Genomic DNA, 22,733 nt, shown 5'->3' with positions numbered 1-22,733 from the left:
TTTCCCCCTTTTACCTGATTGATGTAAATTTAAGTTATTATTTATCAGTTAGTTAAAATCGATATTGCGAACTGGCATGAATAGTGCGTAATATCCCGCGTTGCTCATTCACCTCGTTATGATTGCGCTGTTGATAATATCGCTTTGCGCTCATAACACACCGAATGACGCCACAAGAAAGGGTGCCTATCGTCCACTCCACCGATAATAGTCTGCCATGCAGCTTTATCAAACATCGGGCGACACGTTGAGTGAGGCACCGCCTATTCAGTTGCCCGGTTAGCAGAGATGTAACCGGGCAGCGACTGACTCTCTGCGCTTCACCTCTTGATTCACTTCATTACCCTGCTTGCCAAGGGAAAAACATTGCGCTTTTGTGCCACTTCGTTAGCATCATGACGGATGAATAAATAACGAGATGATTTCCTTGAAACGCTGGCGTCTGTTTCCGCGCTCTCTGCGCCAATTAGTGATTATGGCGTTCCTGCTGGTGCTCCTGCCGCTGCTGGTGCTGGCCTATCAGGCGTATGACAGCCTGGACACGCTGAGCGAACAAGCGGCGGACATTAACAAATCCATGCTGGTAGACGCGCGCCGCAGTGAGGCCATGAGTGGCACCGCACTGGCGATGGAGCGCAGTTATCGCCAATACTGCGTGCTGGATGACAGCACGCTGGCCACTCTCTACCAAAGCCAACATAAGCAATATGCGCAGATGCTGGAAGCGCACAGAAATGTCCTGCCCGATCCGCGTACTTACCAACAGCTAAGCCAACACCTTGCCGCGCTGGCGACGCTTGATTGTGCCAATAGCACGCCGAGCAACGCGGCGCAGGAACAACTGACTCAGTTTGCGCAGGTCAATGCGCAACTGTTGCAAATGACGCGTGAAGTGGTGTTTTCTCGCGGGCAGCAATTGCAACAGGGCATCGTCGAGCGCGGCAAGTTTTTCGGTTGGCAGTCGCTGGTACTGTTTATGGTCAGTTTGCTGTTAGTGGTGCTGTTTACCCGTATGATTATCGGACCGGTTAACGGCGTGGAGCGCATGATCAAACGCCTGGGAGAAGGGCGATCGCTCGGCAATACCAGCACCTTCAAGGGGCCAAGAGAGATTCGCACGCTGGCGCAGCGCATTATCTGGCTGAGTGAACGACTCTCCTGGCTGGAATCGCAGCGGCACGAATTTCTGCGTCATATCTCCCATGAACTGAAAACCCCGTTGGCGAGCCTGCGTGAAGGCACCTCACTGTTGGCCGACGAAGTTGTTGGGCCGTTGACGCCGGATCAAAAAGATGTGGTGGCGATTTTGGATAACAGCAGTCGGCACCTGCTGGAACTTATCGACCAGTTGCTGGATTACAACCGCAAGCTGGCGGATACCCCAACGGAGATGGAGCCTGTCGACATTGATGAAGTGGTGGATATAGTGATGTCTTCGCACAGCCTGCCGGCGCGCACCAAGGCGATCCACACCGAAACGCGGCTTGATGTTACCCAGTGCTGGGCCGAGACCACACTGCTGATGCGCGTTATTGATAATCTCTATTCCAATGCGGTGCACTATGGCAAGGAATCCGGTAACATTTGGATTCGGAGTCGCCAGCACGGACACCGGGTTCAGATTGACGTTGCCAACGATGGCGCGCCGATCCCTGAAGCAGAACAAGGCATGATTTTTGAGCCCTTTTATCAGGGAAGCCACCAGCGTAAAGGCGCGGTGAAAGGCAGCGGTCTTGGACTGAGCATAGCTCGCGATTGTATTCGTCGCATGCGGGGGGAACTGAGTCTGATTCCGGTGGATTATGCTGACGTCTGTTTTCGTATTGAATTGCCCTTAACCGCTGAGAATGAATAACAAATGAAAGCAAGGTGCTCTGACGGCAGGGTTCGCGGTTCGGTGTTGGCGCTCCTGGCGCTGCTCGCAGGCTGTGTTGACACCACCCATCACCGTATTGCGATACGTGATGTTGAAAATGTCACGCCGAGAGAACAAGTGAGCGACTACCGTCTGATGCAGTGCGATAGCCTGTGGCGCATTGACGATCGTGACGCGGTGAATAACGCCCTTTATTGGTTGCGCGCCATGGACTGTGCTGAACGATTAACCCCGCAACAGGCGCGTGAGGCAGCACAAACGCTGGGGAGCGCCACCTGGGATCAGGCCTTCAAGCAGAGCATTTTACTCGATCAAGTCAAAATCACCCCGGCGGAACGGCGTCAGGCGCTCGAGCGGCTGCATGGGCTTCACACTGACTTTCCCGCAGCACTGCGCCCGCTGTTGCAAACCTGGCAGGACAAGCAAACGTTCTGGCTGGCGCTGACGGATGAACGCATACGCACTCAGCGTTTGCAGGAGGCCAATGACAAACAGCTCGAAGCGATGCGGGTTCAACAGAGCAATTTGCAATATCAACTGGATGTAACGACGCGCAAACTGGAAAACCTGACGGATATTGAGCGCCAGCTTTCCACGCGCAAGCCGATGAGCGGTGAACTTCCGGAGCCTGCGGCTTCGCATGAGTCTGGCGCGGCGGAACGCCACGCTGCGCCTGCGGCGTCAAAATAGGAGCCTACGCGCCCATGACAATTCGAAAAACGGCTGATTTGCTGCTGGTCGATGACGATCCCAGCTTGTTAAAACTGCTGGGTATGCGTTTGACCAGCGAAGGGTTTCATGTCGTGACGGCTGAAAGCGGTGCTGAAGCGCTGCGCGTGCTGGCTCGCGACAGTATTGATTTGGTCATCAGCGATTTGCGCATGGATGAAATGGATGGTTTGGCGCTGTTTTCTGAAATACAGAAGCAGCAGCCAGGGTTGCCAGTAATTATTCTTACCGCCCACGGCTCGATTCCCGACGCCGTGGCCGCGACGCAGCAAGGGGTGTTTGGCTTTTTGACCAAACCGGTGGATCGCGACGCGCTCTATAAAGCGATCGATGATGCGCTGGCGCTCAGCGCCCCAGCCGGAGAATCCCACTGGCGAGAAACCATCGTGACGCGCAGTCCGGTGATGCTGCGTCTGCTGGAACAAGCTAAACTGGTGGCCCAATCTGACGTCAGCGTGCTGATTCACGGGCAGAGTGGCACCGGGAAAGAGGTACTGGCGCGGGCAATCCACAGCGCCAGCCCACGTGCAAAAAACGCGTTTATCGCTATTAACTGCGGTGCACTGCCAGAACCGTTGCTGGAGTCTGAACTGTTCGGTCATGCCAAAGGTGCGTTTACCGGTGCGGTCAGCAGTCGCGAGGGGTTGTTTCAGGCGGCGGAAGGGGGCACGCTGTTCCTTGACGAAATCGGCGATATGCCGCTGTCATTACAGGTCAAGCTGCTGCGTGTATTGCAGGAACGTAAGGTGCGTCCCTTGGGCAGCAACCGGGATATTGACATCAATGTGCGCATTCTCTCCGCCACGCACCGCGATTTGCCGGTCGCGATGGAAAAAGGCGAATTTCGTGAAGATCTCTACTACCGTTTAAACGTAGTGACCATGAAATTGCCCGCGTTGCATGAACGGGCCGAAGATATTCCGCTGCTGGCCAATCATCTGCTGCGTGACGCGGCCAATCGCCATAAGCCGTTCGTTCGCAGTTTTTCCAGCGATGCAATGAAACGCTTGATGACGGCGAGTTGGCCCGGTAATGTGCGTCAACTGGTGAATGTGATTGAGCGCTGCGTGGCGTTGACCAGCGCGCCGGTGATTAACGATGCGCTGGTAGAACAGGCGCTGGAAGGCGAGAATACTGCGTTGCCGACCTTTGTGGAGGCGCGTCACCAGTTTGAGCTGAACTATTTACGCAAGCTGCTGCAAATTGCTAAAGGCAACGTGACGCAGGCGGCCAGAATGGCGGGGCGTAACCGCACCGAATTCTATAAATTGCTTGGACGTCATGCGTTGGATGCCAACGATTTTAAAGAGTGACAACGCGTTTTACGTTGCTGCACCTGGCGTTACCGTTTCACTGAAAGTTTGTTACTGATGCCCGACTGCGGTCGAAGAGAAACAGGTTCACAAAGGTTATTTCATGAAAAAAATAGATGCGATTATCAAACCGTTCAAACTGGACGACGTGCGTGAAGCGTTAGCCGAAGTGGGTATCACCGGCATGACCGTCACGGAAGTAAAAGGCTTTGGGCGCCAGAAGGGCCATACCGAACTGTATCGTGGTGCAGAATATATGGTCGATTTTCTGCCCAAGGTGAAGATCGAGCTGGTGGTTGCCGATGACATCGTCGATACCTGTGTCGAAACCATCATTCAGACCGCTCAGACCGGTAAAATTGGTGACGGCAAGATTTTTGTGTTTGATGTGGCACGCGTGGTACGTATCCGTACTGGCGAAGAAGACGAAGCGGCTATCTGATGCTGTAGCCACGATCCCCGCCGAGCGAGGATCGTGGAACATTCTGTCAAGGTGCGGTGGGTGTCCAGCCCGCCAGAACCTTTTCCTTGCTGTATTCTGCGGCCTGCTCTGCGGTAAGTTGACGTCGCCCGTCATTTTTTTCTGCGCCCGCACCGGTTGATTGGTATTCGAAGAAACGCGAATCCTGCGGCTGGAACCAGATTTTCTCGCCTTTGATATCTTTGCCGGACATTTTATCCCAGCCGTAGATCACATCGTCCATTTGGGTGTTGATAAACACCGTTTGTCCGATGGCGTTAGGGTCGGCATAGCGGCCATCAGGGAAGGTGGTCGTCGGATGCCAGGGGCGACCGAGCGCATAGCTTTTCGCGGGGACATTGCTGCCTTCTTTGAACACCCGGCTGTTAGTGATCACCAGACCGTACTTCTGGTTGATATCCGTGCTGGGGGCGGTCAGGTAGCCATAAGATTCATCACCGGGATTAACGCGCGTGCGTGCGACGATATCGCAATCATCAAATAGCGCGGTACCGTTACCGAAAATAAAGTCTACGGTGCCGCTGATACGGCATTTCTCAAAGAAACTGCGGCCCCCTTTGACATACAGCGTGTCTTGATAACTCACCAGGCTGACATCGTGGAAGTAAGCACGATCGCTCTTCTCTGCCACCAACAGTGCCACAGCCTGGGTGTCTTTTATCCTGGTTGGGTCATCACTCTTCTTGGCTTCATTACCCAGATAGTCGAAATCGTTGCGGATGGTGAGCGTGCGGGCACTGAAATCAGGCGCATCGATCTTCACCGTATAGCTGCCGGAGGTGCCCCATTTGGAACCATCAGGCTTCAGTGCCCCAGCGGCAGTATCTACGGCAATAATGGTGTGGTCGCGGTCTTCGCCTTTAAAGTGCACGTTGGGGCGGGTAATCACCAGGCGCTCGTGGTAAGTGCCTTTTTTGATGTAAATAACAAACGGCGTGGTATCGGCAGGCGCGCTGGCGATGGCCTCACCAATGGTTTTAAAGGTGTTGGGTGCAGCAGGTGCCGTGGCAGAAACTACCGCGTTAACATCTGAGCTGGCAATGGCGTGCTGCCAGGGGGCGGCCACCAGAACGGCCAGCGCAATCGCGCCTGAAAGAGGTTTAAACATACCGATCATTCCTTAACTGTAGTGTCCGAGAGGTAAAACCCATCCGTTCGCACGATGGGAAAGCGCCCCTGAGCAAACGCTCAGGGGAGTAAAGCCTTAGTGTTTTTTCTTAAGCAGATCATCGGCCAGCGGGCGCAGTGTGTCGTCGGCGCGAATGCTGTCTGCGACGATCTCGGCCACGGCAATCGCGCCTTTTTGTTGGAAATGGGTAGTATCCGGTTTGCTGGTGCTGCCCGCCTGATCCTTGTAGTACGGGTAGCGTTTCGGATCGATCACCAGCCAGTACTGTTTCCAGTGATGTCCGTTATCCCGGTTAGCCAGTGCAATGGTATCGGGTTCAACATCCAGCAACGGGACATTGTTGGCTTTCGCGGTGTCTTTGATGGTTTGGCTGTAGTCACCGATAAAGGCAAAGCCGTTTTCAGCATTTTGCCGGGTAAAGTGGCTGTGAACGGCCGGGGTGCCATCTTTGCCTTGCGCATCTTTCACGCGGGTTGTCGGCGTTAACAGCACCGGGATCATCTGATGCTGGCGGGCATAGGTGATATAGCGTTCCAGCGCGTTCTGGAATGACATGTCAGGTTTACCCTGCGGGAATTGGCGCTTGCCTGCTGCGTCGTTCGGGTAGGTACACAGGTTGCCGACATCCGCTGCGCCGCGTACCGCTCTGGCACCGTTACAGTTCTGATCGTTATGGCCCATCTGAATGAAGATGTAGTCGCCGGGCTGCATCAGCGGCTGCATCTGTCGGAACCAGCCTTCATAGAAGAAATCGCGCGAGCTGCGTCCAGCACGGGCACCGTTGATCACTTTGACGCTTCCGTCATGGCGGAATTGCTGTTCAAACACCTGTGCCCAGCCCATGCGTGGGAAACGCAATTTCTCGTAGTTGGCAGCGGTGGAGTCACCAACGATAAAGATGCGCGTCTTGGCCTTTTTGATCTCATCCAACTGACGACGGGCATAGCCGTAATCCAGCCCTTCGTAGCTGCCATCGGCGCTAAGCCCGACGATCGGTCGGAACACGCTGTCCGTCAGTACGGTGTGGCCCGCTTGTCCGCTGTCGTTATGGTAGTTGCGGTTGTGATTGACCACCTCAACCAGTTGGCGAACGGCTTTTTGCTGCGTTGCTGGGTAGTGCAGGGGATCAAATTGTGCAGGGTTAGTGATGCCCGCCTGTTTTAACGCGGCACCGAAGCCGGCATGAAACACCGCATTAGCCTGTTTCCAGGTTGCCGCCGAGAGCGCTGGCGTACCGGCGTCATCGGAGAGTTGCTGCGGGCCAATGTAGCCTGCCGCCGCGGCCATGTCGGAGGCGATGCGATCGGTAAACGGGTTGATGTTGGCGGTGTTGCCTTTACCCGATTGGGCGGTTGGCAGCAACGCGCTCAGGCAGATGGCGCGCGCCTGATTGTTCAGCAAACAGTTATTGCCGCCAGACTCGACCGCAGACAGGCGCAGCGGTGCCGTTAATTCAGACACGTCTAACTGGTAGTGGCCCTGCTCATCCGTTTGCGTTTGGCGACGGTGCCCTTGTTGGTCGCGCACAATAATGGTGGCAGGCAGGCGCGCATCGCGGTGTGCAACGATACCTTCGAGCGTGGTGTGTTCTCCCAACACCGTGGCGGGCAGCGTTTCGCTAGCCGGTGCGGCATTCTTTTGTGCATGGGCATAGCCCACGGAGGCGCTAATCAGCAGCGCGAGCGTAATGCGGTGAGAAAATCGTGTAGACATGGTCAGATACATCCCTTGTAGCAAAAAGTAGTAAAAAAGACGACTTCGTTTTGGTGGTGTGCAACAGGCTTGCCGCAGTGCTAATGATTCTTACACAAACTCCTTGTCAGTTCGGCCAAAAAAGTGGGATGCAGACAGGCCGCGGAGCAAATCAAGAAGCTAAAACTGCGTTTTTTTAAAATGAAGCGTTATTTTAATTATGGCGTGGCGGATTTTTGTGATCGATACCGTTTTTTATCATCAGCGTATCGGGTGGGAGCATAAATTTGTGATCGTGGATAAGATTACCGCGCGTGCGTTTGCCCGCGCGGTAGCGGCTTGCGTGTCAGTGCATCACACGACTTTATGGGGGCCAAAGCATTCGTAATGTAACTGTGAGGGCGCAATGCCCACGGCGAGGAGTTGCTGCGCGACGAATTGCATAAAGGCCACCGGACCGCACAGATAAAAGTGCATGCAGGAATTGGTCAGGCGGTACGCCAGTTTGTCCAACAGCATGACGCCTTGATAGTGAAAATCTTCACCGGGGCGATCGTTTTTACCGGGTTGGCGATACCAGACGTAACGCGTCAATGTGGGCCATTGCTGGTTAATTTGCGCCAGCTCATCACCAAACGCATGCACATCGCCGTTGTCAGCGGCGTGCAACCACAGGATATCCGCCTCATGCGTCTGCTCTTTTAACTGGTGCAGCATACTGAGTAACGGTGTTTGCCCTACGCCCGCAGAGATAAGCGTGACTGGCGTGGTAGGGGAGGCCGATAAACAGAAATCTCCGTGGGGCGCTGCCAGTGAAATAATATCGCCTTCCTGTGCAATGTCATGAAGATAGCTGGAAACGGTTCCCTGCTGCTCGCGTTTGACTGCAATACGGTAAGTGCGACCATTGGGGGCGTGCGTCAGGGAATATTGGCGAATCTCCTGATGAGTGAGACTGTTGTGGCGGATGTAGACTGCCAAATACTGGCCGGGTTTAAAATCCACCACCGGTTTGCCATCGACAGGTTCCAGCGTGAAACTGGCGATCAGCGCACTCTGCGCCTGCTTGTTCACGATGCGAAAGGGGCGAGTACCTTCCCAACCGCCGGGCTGGTTAGTCGCATCCTGATAAATGGCGCGTTCACGCTGAATAAAAACCTCAGCCAATACGCCATATGCTTTGCCCCAGGCCGCCAATATCTCCTCGCCGGGGCTAAACAATTCGTCCAGCGTGGCCAGCAGATGCTTGCCAACGATGCCATATTGCGCCGGCAGGATCGAGAAGCTGGTATGTTTCTGTGCGATACGCTCTACCGCAGGCAGTAGTGACGAGAGGTTATCAATGTTGGCCGCATAGGCGCAGATAGCGTTGAATAAGGCTTCTCGCTGATCGCCATTGCGCTGATTACTCATGTTGAAGATGTCTTTCAGTTCAGGATTGTGGCTGAACATGCGCTGATAAAAATGGGCGGTCAGTGCCGGGCCGGTTTTTGTCAGCAAGGGCAGGGTTGATTTTACGGTAGCGATGGTTTTTGCGTCTAGCATGGTGACTCCAAGTGGCTTTATAAGATGTATTTTTAATGCATCTTATTCGAGCGTTGTCGCGTTGTAAATCCCTGCTTGGTGTTGGTGTTTATTGTGTCGATGGACACACAAAATGAAGAAAGTGCAGGATGCAGATGAAGAAAACTCCCTTGCCAGCGTACGAAGTCATTAGGCCGCTAAGCCTTGTGCTGCTTGGAGCTAATCGTTTGCGTAAAAACCTCTGTCAAGCCCTATCATGCAAGGGGATAAACGGTTTACACTATAGGCCAATACCCGTTGCGGGCATTTTTACTGTACATATAGTTAGCTGAGTCAGGAGATGCGGATGTTAAAGCGTGAAATGAACATTGCCGATTACGATGCCGAACTGTGGCACGCGATGCAGCAAGAAGTGGTGCGTCAGGAAGAGCATATTGAACTGATAGCGTCAGAAAACTACACCAGCCCACGTGTTATGCAGGCTCAAGGGTCTCAGTTAACCAACAAATATGCCGAAGGATATCCCGGCAAACGTTACTACGGCGGCTGTGAATACGTTGACATCGTAGAGCAACTGGCGATTGACCGCGCTAAAGCGCTGTTCGGTGCTGACTATGCTAACGTGCAACCGCACTCCGGTTCTCAGGCCAACTTTGCCGTGTATACCGCACTGCTGCAACCGGGTGATACCATCCTGGGGATGAACCTGGCTCACGGCGGCCACCTGACCCACGGCTCTCCGGTTAACCTGTCTGGCAAACTGTATAAAGTGATTCCTTACGGCATCGATGAAAGCGGTAAAATCGATTACCAAGAAATGGCTGAACTGGCACAAACCCACAAACCGAAAATGATCGTAGGCGGCTTCTCTGCTTACTCTGGCGTGGTTGACTGGGCGAAAATGCGTGAAATTGCTGACAGCATTGGTGCTTATCTGTTTGTGGATATGGCGCACGTTGCGGGTCTGGTCGCGGCTGATGTTTACCCTAACCCGGTTCCCCATGCGCATATCGTCACCACCACGACCCATAAAACGCTGGCGGGTCCGCGCGGCGGCCTGATTCTGGCCAAGGGCGGTGATGAAGATCTGTATAAAAAACTGAACTCGGCTGTCTTCCCTGGCGGTCAGGGTGGCCCGTTGATGCACGTTATCGCCGGTAAAGCGGTCGCACTGAAAGAAGCGATGGAACCTGAGTTCAAAGTTTACCAGCAGCAAGTAGCGAAGAATGCCAAGGCCATGGTTGAGGTGTTCCTGACGCGCGGTTTCAACGTGGTTTCCGGTGGCACCAGTAACCACTTGTTCCTGCTCGATCTGGTCAGCAAAGACCTGACCGGTAAAGAAGCCGATGCCGCTCTGGGTCGCGCTAACATTACCGTTAACAAAAACAGTGTGCCGAACGATCCGAAGAGCCCGTTTGTGACTTCCGGTATCCGTATCGGTACGCCAGCGGCAACCCGTCGTGGCTTCAAGGAAGCAGAAGTGCGTGAGCTGGCAGGCTGGATCTGTGACGTATTGGATAACATCAATGACGAAGCGACCATTGAACGCGTGAAACAAAAAGTCCTCGCTATTTGCGAGCGTTTCCCGGTTTATGCCTGATCGCCAGTAACCTGTAAGTTAACGCCAGCCTTTGGGCTGGCGTTTTTTTTACCGCTTTTCCTCACTATCTTCGCGTAACCCTCTGATATCCAAGCCCGTGCGCGCTCAGCGCAAGAATCAGAATATGAAAGTTTTCTCCCACGCCCCGTCTACCCTTTGAGACAGTTCTTATCGCAAACGCGTTTTTTCCATGAAGGTTGCTTCTAATTAATAACGGTAAATCATTTTTATTCATCGTTATTAATTAAAAGGCTATCGATATCAGAGGATTGATTAAATATCAATTAGTTATATTATTTTGGGAGAAGTGCCGGATGAGGTCTTCGTCATTCAAAGTCAAACCGTTGGTGGTGGCAGTAAGTGCCGTACTAGGTGTTCTTTCTACTTACCCATCCTCCGCTGCATCGATAGATGTTTCCACCAGCCAAGGTGGTCTGAGCATTACAACAGCACAGGATTATCTGAGCATCACCAATACCGGTACCCTCACCGGAACCGATTTTGGCATTACCAATACGTCGACCATTGGCTCGCTCAGCAATGCTGGTGTTATCACAGGCAATGATGGGATTTACAACACCGGGTCGATCGGTCCGATAACCAACTCCGGTTTAATTTCTGCCAGCGACAATACCGGCCTTTGGAGTGATGCGGGTAACATTGATTCGCTGTTTAACACCGGTACCATCTCGGGACATAAGGGTGTTTACCTCGAGAACAACAGCTTTCTGGGTGAATTCAACAACTCGGGATATATCGAGGGTGATGAAGATACGGCCGTTTTAATCAGCGCCAGTAACCTGTGTTCTTTCGAGAACTCCGGTGAGATCAGTGGTGACCAAGGCGTGGTGCTGGAAAAGGATTCCATGCTGTATGAACTGGTTAACTCGGGTACGATTTCCTCTGATAACGATGCCGCTCTCCTGCTCAACAGTTCCAGTATCTATTCCATTAGTAACACCGGATTGATTACCGGTGATGCGGGCATTGTTCTGGATAATGATGCCAACGTATCGTCATTAATCAACGGCGGCACCATCGATGCAGGCTTAGGTATTGGCGTGTTTGGTGAAAATGTCGAACAGGTCAGTTCGATAGGCTCGATTTCCAACACCGGCCTTATTGATGCTGATGACGGTCTGATTGTGGCGGGTGGTGGGTATGTCGGCACCTTCTTCAACTCGGGTACCCTGAGTGCCAACCTGGGCATCGGTGCATTTGGTAATCCAGAAAATGCCGTCAGTACGATCGCCGCGATTAATAACAGCGGGCTGATTGACGCCGAGGATGGTCTGGTGGTGGAAGGCGGCTCCTATGTTGGGACATTCTTCAACTCTGGCTCTATCGATACCAATATCGCTATGGGTATTTATAACGGCGGTACCCTTGGATCGCTCAGTAATGAAGGCATTATCGGCGGTGAGTTAGCCGCGCTTTCCATTGATGGCGGAAGTATCGGGTCGATTTATAATGATGGGGTTATTGCAGGAAATATCTACTCCACCAGCGGCCTGACCTTCTTTGGTGGCAAAGATGAAGACGTCGGTACGTTGACTGGCTATGAAAAAGGCAGTATCGGCACCATTTCCATTGCAGCCGGCGACCTGACTTTTGTCACGGGCAGCACAGTGCTTAATGACAATGTCATTCTGGGGGAAGGCCAACTGGTGAACGGCTCCGCTCAGCTGATGGTCAACAATGTGCTCACGATCGACGGCGACTATCAACAGGGCTGTGGTGCCAGCCTGCTGTTTGGCGTCAATAACTACCTTGCCACCAACGGTGACATTAACTCCTACAACGGGTATGGCCGCCTGGTCGTATCAGGCAGTGCCAATATCACCAGCGGATCTAACGTGGGGCTAATGGGCAACGGCCAATATGCGTTTGCTCAAGGGCAGCGCTACGTGGTGATTCGGGCAAACAGCGAGGGTACGGATTACAACGCCGACAAGCTGGATTACTGGGCTGAGGATTACACCGGGTTGCTGACGGGCAATACGGTTACGCACGGTAATACCAGCGATCTGGTGGTGACGCTCGGTGATTGCAATGGCGATTACAAGCCGATCGGATATGCCACGACGTCAAATGCCGTCTCTGCGTTGAATGGCCTGTTTAACTATGGCGGCACGGAGTCGTCACTGCTCAATCTGTTTAACGCCGGTGCTGCGGTAGGCAATACGGCAGAAGCCAACCGTGCGGGGGCGCAACTGAGCCCGGCGGCGATCGCTTCTGCCTCGGCACAGGCGGCAGCACTGCCCGCCATGTCAGTCCTGGACGTATTGGCGCAGCGCGGTGAAGCCATCCGTCTGGCAGGTGCAGGCAGCGGTATTTCGACCGGGGAAAATGATGACGGTCCGGTAGCCTGGGGACAGGGCTTTGGCGGTAAGGTCAACCGCGGTCAGCAAGGGGATATCGCGGGTTACGACGGACACTTTGTTGGCGTGATGTTAGGGGGCGATGGTGAGGTCAACGATAATTGGCGTCTGGGGGGGGTTAGGCAGCTACACCACCACCATGGTGAACAGCAGCGGCGATAATCTGGGCAGTTCGGCCCATGTCAAATCTTACGGCGTGTTTGGCTATGCCAACTATGAGGGTGACCCTTGGTACGTCAACTTGACGACTGGCGGGATCTTCCACCATTACGGTACCAAGCGTCAGCTTGATTTCACCGGATTTAACGGTAATACCACGGCCACATTCAAAGGCAACCAGTTCATTGCCTCCGGTCTGGTGGGGTATCCGCTCTCGATGGGAACCCTGCGGACGCGACTGACACCGATCGCTGCCTTAACCTACAGCAAACTGGGGCAGGACGGTTACACCGAAGCGGGTGGCAACGGTGCGGGATTGCGGGTTGACGATACCATGGTGACCTCGCTCAAAAGTGACCTGGCGTTGAAGTTGGATCACCGCTTCAAAATGTCAGACGGTGAAATCCAGCCATTTATCCAGGGTGGATGGCGTCACGAATACCATGATGATGTGCTGCAATCGGTAGCCAGTTTCTCTGCCGACAGCACCGGTGCGAGTTCCTTTGTGGCACGCGGTTCGAAACCGATTGTGGATACTGGCGTGTTCTCTGCGGGGGGTTCTCTCGTGGGCTCGCGTGACCTCAGCGTGACGATAAAATATACCGGCGAAGCGGCCCGACACTATCAAAGTCACACCGGTAATCTGCAACTGCGCTGGCAGTTCTGATTCCCCTGCGCCAGCGGTGTAGTCATGCTGCTGGCGCATTGTTTCAGTTGATTCGCTGGCATCAGGGAGATTTTGTGCTTAATCCGACTCATCCAGTGGCACCGCTTACCGTAGAAACGGCACTGCGGCGCGCGTATGCACACTGGCGGGCTGGTCAAGCGGCGCAGGCAGAGCAACTCTGTCTGCGCATTTTGCGTGTCGTCCCTCAGCAACCGGGGGCCATGCATCTGCTCGGCGTTATGGCCCATGCCTATGGTTTTCAGGAACGCGCGGTGACCTACTTAGAGGCGGCGACCCGCTCGCCCCAAGCACCTGCGCTGTTTCACAGCAATCTGGCAGAAATGTATCGCCAAAAGGGGCAGTTAAAAGACGCTGAGCAGTCGGCGCGCAAGGCCGTCGCTGCCGATCCACAACTGATGGATGCGTGGAACAACCTGGGTATCATCGCGCAAGAGTGTGGCAAGCTGACTTTCAGCGAATCCTGTCTGCGTAAGGTGCTGGCTGATCGCCCCGTCAATCCACACGCCCACAATAATCTGGCGAACACACTGCGCCGTTTAGGGCAGAGTCAGCAAGCATTGCATCATTACCAGCAGGCGCTGATGCGCGACCCTCAGTTTGTTCAAGCCTGCATCAACCAATCGTCGCTGTTGCGCGAACTCGGCCATCTAGATCGCGCTGCCGAGTTAGCGGAGCGGGCGATAGCCCTCGATCCACGCTGCGCAGAAGCCTATCTTAACCTTGCCGATCTGGCGAGAGTACGCCAACGGCCGCAAGAGGCTAGCCGCTGGCTGGATGCATTACGCGCCTTTGCACCGGACAGGGTTAACGCGCAGGGCGCGACGTCCGGCACGGCGCTGTCCGTCGAGGTGATTGCTGCCTGTCATCAGCAAGTGCTCTCTCTTTCTGCCGAAGGTCGCCATGCCGAGGTGGAAGCCTTGCTGACGCAAACGCTGGCTAACGGCAACGGGCCGCCGACGCTGTGGCATCTGCTGGCGCGGGCGCTGCGCGCTCAGTTAAAAATGGAACCCGCGTTGCGCATTATGGCCATGTTGGTGCGGGTTCGACCCGGTGAGATGACAGCACGTTTCGATCTAGCTTCACTGCTGTTAGTCACTGGCGATTTTACCCACGGCTGGCGTGAATACCGTTTTCGCTACCAGATGGAGCACACGGCTAAAGTGTGCCGTCATGTGCAGAAACCGCGTTGGGAGGGGCAGACGCTGGCGGGTAAACGCTTGCTGATTCATGATGAACAGGGCTTCGGCGATACCTTTCAATTTTTACGTCTGGTGCAAACGGCGCGTGAACGCAGCGGCGCGCGCATTATTTTGCAAGTGAACAGCGATTGTCTGGCACTGGCACGCCGCTGTGCCGGCTGGGATGAGATCGTTGTGCGTGGAAGTTTACCCCCGCCCTTTGATTATCATTGTGAACTGATGAGCCTGCCGATGGCGCTGGGTCTGCAACTGGCGGATTTGCCCGGTACGGTGCCTTATTTGTTTGCCGATCCCCTGCGCGTCGAGTTCTGGCAACAGCGTCTGGCACATTTACCGCGTCCGTTAGTGGGGCTAGTCTGGGCGGGACGACCGGAACACAACAATGATAAAAATCGCTCGATGACCCTGAACGATCTTGCGCCGTTGGCACAGCCCGGTGTCAGTTTTCTTGCCCTACAAAAAGGCACCGCGGCATCACAAGCCGATGCACCGCCCGCGGATATCAATTTGCTGTCGTTGAGTGATGACATCACCGATTTTGATGATACCGCGGCGATCCTGTGCGTCATCGATCTGTTGATTTCGGTGGATTCTTCCCCGGTACATCTGGCCGGTGCGTTGGGTCGCCCCACCTGGGTGATGCTCCCCTACGAGCCGGAATGGCGCTGGTTACTGGCACGTGATGACTCGCCCTGGTATCCCTCGGTCACGCTGTTTCGCCAACCGCAGCAGGGGCAGTGGACGCCTGTGGTAGACGCAATGGCCCGGCAATTGGCTCAGTGGCCTCGGTAGACGCCATGCTGATCCGTGCGTTGTTTGCGCCACTACTTGCGCCATTCAGTATGCTGTTGTGGATACTGGCGACAAGTTTGACCGGGTGTCACTCCGATCCGCGCTATCATGCCGATCAACTGGCGCTGCGCGGTGATTTGCAACATGGCACGCTGTGGGTCGCCCCCTTTCACTTAACCACCTATACGCGCATTACGCGTGTCGACCGGCCCTTACATGTCTATATCGAGGGGGATGGGCGCGCCTGGCGCGATCGCTACCGGGTCTCGCACGATCCCACGCCGCGGCGGGCGATGGGGCTGGCATTAGCGGCGAAGGATACGGCTGCCAATGTGGTTTATCTGGCGCGCCCTTGTCAATTTACTGCTGCTGAACACGCTTCTGCCTGCCGCCCTGAATACTGGACGGGAAAACGTTTTGCACCTGATGTTGTGGCGTCGATGAATGCGGCCATTTCGCACTATTTACGCCAGACACCGGGGCAACCGGTGGTGTTGACTGGGTACTCTGGCGGCGGAGCTATTGCGGTGTTGATTGCTGCACGGCGTAAAGACATTGCCCTGCTACGCACAGTGGCGGGCAACCTCAATCATGTCGCGGTTAATCGCTTACACCGTGTCGCCCCCATGCCCGATTCGCTCAACCCGACCGATGTCGCGAGTGAGATTGCCGCTGTGCCACAACTGCATTTCAGCGGCGATACCGATCGCATTGTGCCTTCGATTATTGCTCACTTTTTTGTTACTGCTGTCGGGCGTTGTGCCGATGTGCGTGAAGTGCACGATGTGGATCATGAAGGCGATTGGCCTGCGCTTTGGCCTGCTTTGTTGCAAATGCGTGTCCCCTGTGAAGACCCTGCGCAACGGTCTTTGCTGCGCGTCTGAGAACTGAATTTTGCGAGTCCGCTCTGGGAAGCCACTGCCTTACCTGTTAGGCTAAGACGCCTTTTTAGGGCGCGATGATGGGGCTGTAGCCGCCGTAGTGACGCTATGTGCTGCACAGTTGACAAGGAGAGACGATGTTTTTGCAATCCACCTACTGGCTGGCGCTCAGTTATTTTACCTACTTTTTTTGCTACGGCATTTTCTTGCCGTTCTGGAGCGGCTGGCTAAAAGGAGAAGGTCTTAGCGCGGAAGAGATCGGGTTGCTGCTCGGTGCCGGGCTAGTCGCGCGTTGTATCGGAAGTCTCTTCATTACGCCTTGTGTAAAAAACCCCGCTCACCTGATTAATGCGATACGTCTTTTGGCGTTGCTGTCACTGCTCCTCGCGCTGGGTTTTTGGATGGGCAATGCCTGGGTGTGGCTGTTGCTGGTGATTGTGGGCTTTAATTTGTTCTTTTCACCGCTGGTGCCGCTCAACGATGGGCTGGCTGCCACCTGGCAACGCCAGATCGCTATGGACTATGGCAAAGTGCGCGTCTGGGGATCGATAGCCTTTGTGATTGGCTCTGCCGTCACCGGTGAATTGGTGGCTGCTTGGGGGCACACGGCAATCCTGGCAACGCTGACCGTCGGGTTGGTTTGTATGCTGTTGGGCATGCTGTTGCGACCTTCTGTGATGCCACTGGCCAGCGCAGGCGGCGAGCATGCCGCACCAGTCACCCCCTGGCCGACATTACTGCGTGAAACGGGCGTGTGGCGCTTTCTGCTCTGCGTGGCGTTGTTGCAAGGGGCGCACGCAGCCTATTATGGGTTTAGCGTTATCTACTGGCAGGATGCGGGGTATTCGCCAGCAGTGATTGGCTATTTGTGGTCGCTGGGGGTGGTCGCCGAGGTAGTGGTATTTATGTTCAGCAAACGCTGGTTTGCGCGTTTCAGCGCCCGTGACTTGTTGCTGCTGTCGGCGGTGGCTGGCATTGTGCGCTGGGGGCTGATGGGGGCCACCGTAGCGTTGCCCTGGTTGATTGTGATACAGATATTGCACTGCGGTACCTTTACCCTGTGCCATCTGGCCGCGATGCGCTTTATTTCTGCACGTAGCGGTGGCGACGTGCTGCGCTTGCAGGCCGTCTACTCGGCACTGGCGATGGGCGGCAGCATTGCGGTGATGACGGTGATATCGGGCTTTTTGTTTGAACATCTGCAACACGCCACCTTTTGGGTAATGACGGCGCTGGTGGTTCCCGCGCTGTTTTTGCGACCCGCCACGCCTGTTCAACACGCATAAACCGGGCATCACGTTCATTTCGGAATAGGATGACACTTGGAACGTTCGGGTGTCATCGTCTGCGTCAAGAGACGATACATTATGTTACTTTATAACACTTTCGGTCGCTGTTGTGCTCGGTTAGGGTGGCGGTGGGGCGTGTTGTTCTCGCTGCTGTCGCTTGCCTCGCCTTCGGTGTGGGCGCATCCCCACAGTTTCATCGATATCCAAACCACGGTTGAAGGTGAGAATGACACCATTACCGGGTTGCGTATGCACTGGACGATGGATCCGATCACCTCAGCCGATCTGCTCTATGATGCGGGCAAAGCGAAGAGTGACTCTGAAATCTGGAAAAAACTGGCGGCGGAAGTGATGGCGAACGTGTTGGGTCAGCACTATTTTACTGAGATCTACCGGGATAACGTGGCGGTGAAATTTCAACCGATGCCGACAGAATATCATTTGTCGCGGCAGGGCAATAAAGCCGTGCTGGAGTTTGTGCTGCCGTTGGCGCATCCGCAGCCTTTGAAAGGCGCGCCGCTACAGATTTCTACCTTTGACCCGACCTATTTTGTCGATATGTCCTATCAGGATAAAAACGCTGTTCGCCTTGCCCCTGTGCTGGCAGAACACTGTAAAACAGCGCTGTTTACCCCAAAACCCAGTGCTGATTTACGCTCTTATGCGCTGTCGCTGGATAAAGCCGATGCCCCCGATGAGGATCTGGCGTTGGGCAAACAGTTTGCACAACAGATTACGTTGGAATGCCACTGACCGTGTTTGAAAAACGAAAACGCCATCGCATCGTGAGACTGTGCTTTGGCCTGTGGCCCTTAGCGGCTTTTTTATTGCTGCTGGCGCTGGGGGCTCAGGTGGCGCTGCGCTATTGGCCGGATATTTTGCTGCAAAGCGTTGCCTGGCAGAAGGTGATGCATCAGCAGATGTCAGCGCTGCTCGAGGCGGTGCACGAACAGCCGCATCAGGCGGGGCTGAGCCTGCTGGCGTTCAGTCTGGTCTACGGCATCTTGCATGCTGTGGGGCCTGGCCATGGTAAAGTGGTGATCACGACTTACCTTGCCACCCACCCGACGCAGCTTAAAAACAGTCTGAAACTGACGCTGGCATCCTCGCTGCTGCAAGGCATGATGGCGATTGGCTTGGTGAGCGTGACGCTGGGGGTGTTGCAACTCTCCAGCCGGGCACTGCACGCCAGCAGTTTCTGGATGGAAAAGGCCAGTTTTATGCTGGTGGCGCTACTGGGATTGTGGCTCAGCGTGCGTGCCCTTAAACGTCTGTGGGCGGCGGTTACCCATGCCCGACATGCTAGCAAACCCGTTATTCAGCGTATTCACGCGCTAACCGCAGAGGTGCGCCCACTGCCGTTAGCGCCATTAGCCCCCGTGACGGATGATGGCGTATGCGGCTGCGGCCATCGTCATCTCCCTTCCCAGGAAGAATTGCAACGTGGTGATGGCTGGCGTACCCGCGTGGCGGTTGTATTTGCTATGGGGTTGCGTCCCTGCTCGGGGGCCATCTTGGTGCTGTTGTTCTCCAAAGTGATCGGCGTGTTTGTCTGGGGCGTTGCTTCTGCGCTCGCCATGGCGCTGGGCACGGCCATTACGCTCTCGGCGTTGGCGCTGCTGGTGTTCTTTTGTCGCCGGGTGATTGAGCGTATGGGGCGTTCGCGCGCGCCTGTACTGTGGCAACAGACCGCCTGGAGCACGCTGTCGCTGGCGGGGGGGATGGTGCTGTTTGGTGCGGGCATTCTGCTTTACCTCTCTGCGCAACCTGCCATTACCGGTGGTATCCGCCCGTTCTCCTGACGCACCTGCTTCTGATTGTTCTCTCTGAAGGTACCTGACGTTAAAAAGCCATTGCGTCAGTTCTGACGCTCAGCATATCATTTTAAAGATGATAATGAGTCTCATTATCCATATAAAAATCAGGGATAAAAATGAAGAAAACGCTACATTGGATAGCTACCATCGCGCTATGGAGTGTCACCTGCCTGTCGTATGCCGCTCCGATCGTTATCGAAGATGTCAGTGGCCGCAAGGTTGAAATTGCCGCAGAAGCCAAACGCATCATTTTGGGCGAAGGGCGACAGATTTACCTGCTGGCGGCTTTTGACACCGACGCTCCGTTTAAACGTGTGGTCGGTTGGCGTGACGATCTGCCTAAAGCGGATTTTGATGGCTACAAGGCCTACGAAAAACAGTTTCCGAGCATCACATCGCTGCCAACGTTTGGCGGCGCGAAAGACGGCACCTTTAACGTTGAGCAAGCGTTAACGCTTAAACCCGATTTGGTGCTGATGAACCTGGAATCGAAAGCTGCGACGGATGAAGGCAAACTGATTGAAAAGCTGGAGCAGTTGGGGATTCCGGTGGTGTTTATCGATTTCCGCGAGAAGCCGTTTGAGAATGCAGAAAAGAGCATCCGTATCATGGGGCAACTGCTGAACAAGCCGCAGCGTGCCGAGGCGATCGTGCAGTTCCGCCGCGAGCAGATCGCCGTGGTGGAAGATCGCTTGAAAAATTATCAGGGGCCGCGTCCAAAAGTGATGATCGATCGTGCTGGCGGCTATGATGATGAGTGCTGCATGTCCTTTGGTGATGAAAACTTTGGCAAAATGGTGGAAGTCGCCGGTGGGAGCAATATCGCCAAAACGGCGATCCCCGGCACCTTTGGCACCTTGAATCCGGAATTTATCATCAGCGCTCGTCCGGATGTGGTGATTGTCACGGGGGCTAACTGGAAAAACTACAACACAGCGAACAAGTGGGTTGGCGTGGGACCGGGGGCGGACACGGTGGAAGCCACCCAGCGTCTGGCGGCGTTGATGCAGCGTTCTGCGTTCAAAACCCTGCCGGTGGCGACCAACGGCAATGCCCATGCCATTTGGCACCAGTTCTATGATAGTCCGTATCAGTTTGTTGCGATTCAGGCGATGGCGAAATGGCTGCACCCGGATCTGTTTAAGGATATCGATCCGGACGCGACGTTCAGAACCTTCCATGAGAAATTCTTGCCGTTGCCGTATCAACCGGGGTATTGGGTAACGCTGCCACCGCAGCAGAAATAATTACCGATGAAAAAGCCCGCATTGATGCGGGCTTGAGGGGCATTCCATGCACGGGCAATCAAAGCGTCGGTTCAGACACTAACCCATCAATCATTACCTGAGGTATGCCTTGCGAGCAGCGCTCAATGCGACCACGCACGCCATACACTTGTGCCAAACTCTCCGCGCTGATCACCTCGGCAGGCTCGCCATTGGCAATCAGCTCACCATTTTTCAGCATCAGCACGTGATCGCCGTGGCGCAGAGCGATATTGATATCGTGCACCACCACCAGTGTGACGATATTGCGCTTGCGCGTCTCTTTACGCACCAAATCCATCACGTGGAACTGGTAGTTAAGATCCAGCGCGCTCAACGGTTCATCCAGTAACAACAGGGAAGGTTGGCGAATCAGCGATTGCGCCAGCCCCACCAGCTGTTTTTGACCGCCGGAGAGTTGGTCCAGATAGCTCATCGCCAGATGCTCAATGCCGAGCTGGCGCAGCAGCGTCAACACTTCATTCTCTTTCTCACGCGAGTTCAAACCGCCGGAAGCCCGCTGCGCCACGATGATCGACTCCAGCACGTGCAAATGTACGCCCGCGGGTAAAGATTGCGGCAGATAAACCACTTGTTCCGCGCGCTTGGCGAAGGGCAATTGCATCAGTTCGGTATCGTCCAGGTGCAGCTCACCCTGGGCATTTCCCAGTCCGGCCAGTGCGCGCAATAGCGTTGATTTGCCGCTGCCGTTCGGGCCAAGCAGTACCGTTATTTTGCCGCGTGGCAGCAGCGGCACATTGAGGTTGTGAATGATTTGCCGTTTTGGATAACCGGCTGCGAAACGGGAGATGCGCAAACCGGCGTGCGACAGCGTCTGGCTCATACATTCCCCCGGTGGCGCAGAATAATACTCAGGAAGAAGGGCACGCCAACCAGCGATGTCACGATCCCAACAGGAATAATCACGCCGGGGATCAGGTTCTTAGACACTACCGACGCCAGCGATAACACCAGCGCACCAATCAGGGCGCTGGCGGGCAAATAGAAACGGTGATCTTCGCCGAATACCATACGGGCGATGTGTGGCGCAACCAGACCAATAAAACCGATCGGGCCGACAAACGCCACCGACAGCGCAGAGAGGATACTGATGCGCAGCAGCGTCGTCAGACGCAAACGGCGCACGTTGATGCCAAAACTGGTCGCGCGATCTTCCCCAAGGCGTAAGGCAGTGAGTTTCCATGAACTCATAAACGACAGCGGCATTAATATCGCCAGTGCCAGCAGCAGTATGCCCAGCTTTTCCCATGAAGCGCGGGCCAGGCTGCCCATGGTCCAGAATACCAATCCTTGCAACGTGTCTTCATTGGCAATGAATTGCAGCATGGACACCAGCGCATTAAAGGTAAACACCAGCGCGATACCGAACAGGACCACGCCGGACGTGGCAACATTGGTCCAGCGGGTAATGCCATCAAGTAACAATGCGGCCATCAGCGCAAAGAGAAAGGCGTTGGCGGAGATAAACCATTGAGCTGGAATGCCGGGAATATCAATCCCTAACACAATCGCCAGGGCAGCGCCGAAGGCGGCGGCTGAAGAGACGCCCAGCGTGAACGGGCTGGCTAATGGATTATTCAGGATAGTTTGCATCTCGGCACCCGCCAATCCTAAGGCCAGTCCGACGATCAGCGCCATCAGCGCGTAGGGCAGGCGAATATCCCACACAATCACCCGCGTGCCAGCATCGGCCTGCGCCGGGTTGGTCAGCGTCTGCCACAGCACATCGAGCGAAAGCCCAGACGGCCCCATGGTGAAGTCGAGCAGCAGGGAAGCCACGATGGCGGCGACCAGCAGCAGCATGATCAGCAACCGGTGGCGCAGAATATCTTGATAATGACGGAGAATATCCGAGTCAGCCGCCTTTTGGCGGCTGATGTCAGTGGTGGTACTCATC

At 54.9% G+C, this 22,733-nt stretch carries 18 protein-coding genes; 13 read left to right on the top strand and 5 right to left on the bottom strand.

Features of this window, described 5'->3' with window-relative positions:
* Positions 1-418: 418 nt before the first annotated feature.
* From K6K13_RS15425 to glnB, 4 genes are all read left to right on the top strand, one after another.
* Positions 419-1,855 (top strand): sensor histidine kinase, encoded by a 1,437-nt coding sequence (locus K6K13_RS15425; RefSeq protein ID WP_222157785.1) that lies wholly within the window; start codon positions 419-421, stop codon positions 1,853-1,855.
* A 3-nt stretch (positions 1,856-1,858) separates the two neighbouring features.
* Positions 1,859-2,566 carry a two-component system QseEF-associated lipoprotein QseG gene (gene qseG / locus K6K13_RS15420; RefSeq protein ID WP_222157784.1) on the top strand — a complete coding sequence of 236 codons (708 nt, stop codon included), beginning with the start codon at positions 1,859-1,861 and terminating at the stop codon, positions 2,564-2,566.
* 14 nt (positions 2,567-2,580) lie between these two features.
* The gene (gene glrR, locus K6K13_RS15415) at positions 2,581-3,918 is read left to right on the top strand and encodes a two-component system response regulator GlrR (protein ID WP_222157783.1); all 1,338 of its coding nucleotides are present in this window, start codon (positions 2,581-2,583) and stop codon (positions 3,916-3,918) included.
* A 103-nt stretch (positions 3,919-4,021) separates the two neighbouring features.
* The gene (glnB, locus tag K6K13_RS15410) at positions 4,022-4,360 is read left to right on the top strand and encodes a nitrogen regulatory protein P-II (protein ID WP_195315181.1); all 339 of its coding nucleotides are present in this window, start codon (positions 4,022-4,024) and stop codon (positions 4,358-4,360) included.
* A gap of 46 nt (positions 4,361-4,406) precedes the next feature.
* On the opposite strand, the gene pemA is transcribed toward glnB, so the two are convergent.
* From pemA to hmpA, 3 genes are all read right to left on the bottom strand, one after another.
* Positions 4,407-5,507: a pectinesterase PemA gene (gene pemA, locus K6K13_RS15405; protein WP_222157782.1), complete on the bottom strand. Its 1,101-nt coding sequence runs from the start codon at positions 5,505-5,507 to the stop codon at positions 4,407-4,409.
* Positions 5,508-5,603: 96 nt separating this feature from the next.
* Positions 5,604-7,241 (bottom strand): pectin acetylesterase PaeY, encoded by a 1,638-nt coding sequence (paeY, locus tag K6K13_RS15400; protein WP_222157781.1) that lies wholly within the window; start codon positions 7,239-7,241, stop codon positions 5,604-5,606.
* A 333-nt stretch (positions 7,242-7,574) separates the two neighbouring features.
* On the bottom strand, positions 7,575-8,765 hold the full coding sequence (hmpA, locus tag K6K13_RS15395) for an NO-inducible flavohemoprotein (RefSeq protein WP_222157780.1): 1,191 nt from the start codon (positions 8,763-8,765) through the stop codon (positions 7,575-7,577).
* A gap of 325 nt (positions 8,766-9,090) precedes the next feature.
* Here hmpA and glyA point away from each other — a divergent pair, with 325 nt between their 5' ends.
* From glyA to K6K13_RS15350, 9 genes are all read left to right on the top strand, one after another.
* Positions 9,091-10,344: a serine hydroxymethyltransferase gene (gene glyA, locus K6K13_RS15390; protein WP_222157779.1), complete on the top strand. Its 1,254-nt coding sequence runs from the start codon at positions 9,091-9,093 to the stop codon at positions 10,342-10,344.
* Between the two features lie 314 nt (positions 10,345-10,658).
* Positions 10,659-12,887, top strand: a complete 2,229-nt coding sequence (locus K6K13_RS15385; RefSeq protein WP_222157778.1) for an autotransporter outer membrane beta-barrel domain-containing protein — start codon at positions 10,659-10,661, stop codon at positions 12,885-12,887.
* Complete coding sequence (locus K6K13_RS15380) at positions 12,808-13,551, top strand: autotransporter outer membrane beta-barrel domain-containing protein (protein WP_222157777.1); 744 nt, start codon at positions 12,808-12,810, stop codon at positions 13,549-13,551. The genes K6K13_RS15385 and K6K13_RS15380 overlap by 80 nt, the downstream gene beginning before the upstream one ends.
* Positions 13,552-13,625: 74 nt before the next feature.
* Positions 13,626-15,563, top strand: coding sequence for a tetratricopeptide repeat protein (locus tag K6K13_RS15375; RefSeq protein WP_222157776.1), 1,938 nt, complete (start codon positions 13,626-13,628; stop codon positions 15,561-15,563).
* Positions 15,509-16,447: an alpha/beta fold hydrolase gene (locus tag K6K13_RS15370; protein ID WP_252120316.1), complete on the top strand. Its 939-nt coding sequence runs from the start codon at positions 15,509-15,511 to the stop codon at positions 16,445-16,447. The genes K6K13_RS15375 and K6K13_RS15370 overlap by 55 nt, the downstream gene beginning before the upstream one ends.
* 134 nt (positions 16,448-16,581) lie before the next feature.
* Positions 16,582-17,730 carry a 3-phenylpropionate MFS transporter gene (locus K6K13_RS15365; RefSeq protein WP_222157775.1) on the top strand — a complete coding sequence of 383 codons (1,149 nt, stop codon included), beginning with the start codon at positions 16,582-16,584 and terminating at the stop codon, positions 17,728-17,730.
* 81 nt (positions 17,731-17,811) lie between these two features.
* Complete coding sequence (locus tag K6K13_RS15360) at positions 17,812-18,486, top strand: DUF1007 family protein (protein ID WP_222157774.1); 675 nt, start codon at positions 17,812-17,814, stop codon at positions 18,484-18,486.
* A complete protein-coding gene (locus tag K6K13_RS15355) occupies positions 18,477-19,535 on the top strand; it encodes a nickel/cobalt transporter (RefSeq protein ID WP_222157773.1) in 1,059 nt (352 codons plus the stop codon). Before K6K13_RS15360 ends, K6K13_RS15355 begins: the two co-directional genes overlap by 10 nt.
* 131 nt (positions 19,536-19,666) lie before the next feature.
* Positions 19,667-20,797, top strand: coding sequence for an ABC transporter substrate-binding protein (locus tag K6K13_RS15350; RefSeq protein WP_222157772.1), 1,131 nt, complete (start codon positions 19,667-19,669; stop codon positions 20,795-20,797).
* A gap of 58 nt (positions 20,798-20,855) precedes the next feature.
* Here the strand turns inward: K6K13_RS15350 and K6K13_RS15345 are convergent, their stop codons facing one another.
* Positions 20,856-21,659 (bottom strand): ABC transporter ATP-binding protein, encoded by an 804-nt coding sequence (locus tag K6K13_RS15345; RefSeq protein WP_222157771.1) that lies wholly within the window; start codon positions 21,657-21,659, stop codon positions 20,856-20,858.
* The gene (locus tag K6K13_RS15340) at positions 21,656-22,732 is read right to left on the bottom strand and encodes a FecCD family ABC transporter permease (protein ID WP_222157770.1); all 1,077 of its coding nucleotides are present in this window, start codon (positions 22,730-22,732) and stop codon (positions 21,656-21,658) included. The genes K6K13_RS15345 and K6K13_RS15340 overlap by 4 nt, the downstream gene beginning before the upstream one ends.
* Position 22,733: the final 1 nt, after the last annotated feature.

The organism is Symbiopectobacterium purcellii, assembly GCF_019797845.1.
In the GTDB taxonomy this organism is placed as follows: domain Bacteria; phylum Pseudomonadota; class Gammaproteobacteria; order Enterobacterales; family Enterobacteriaceae; genus Symbiopectobacterium; species Symbiopectobacterium purcellii.
This window is presented reverse-complemented; position numbering and strand designations above follow the sequence as displayed.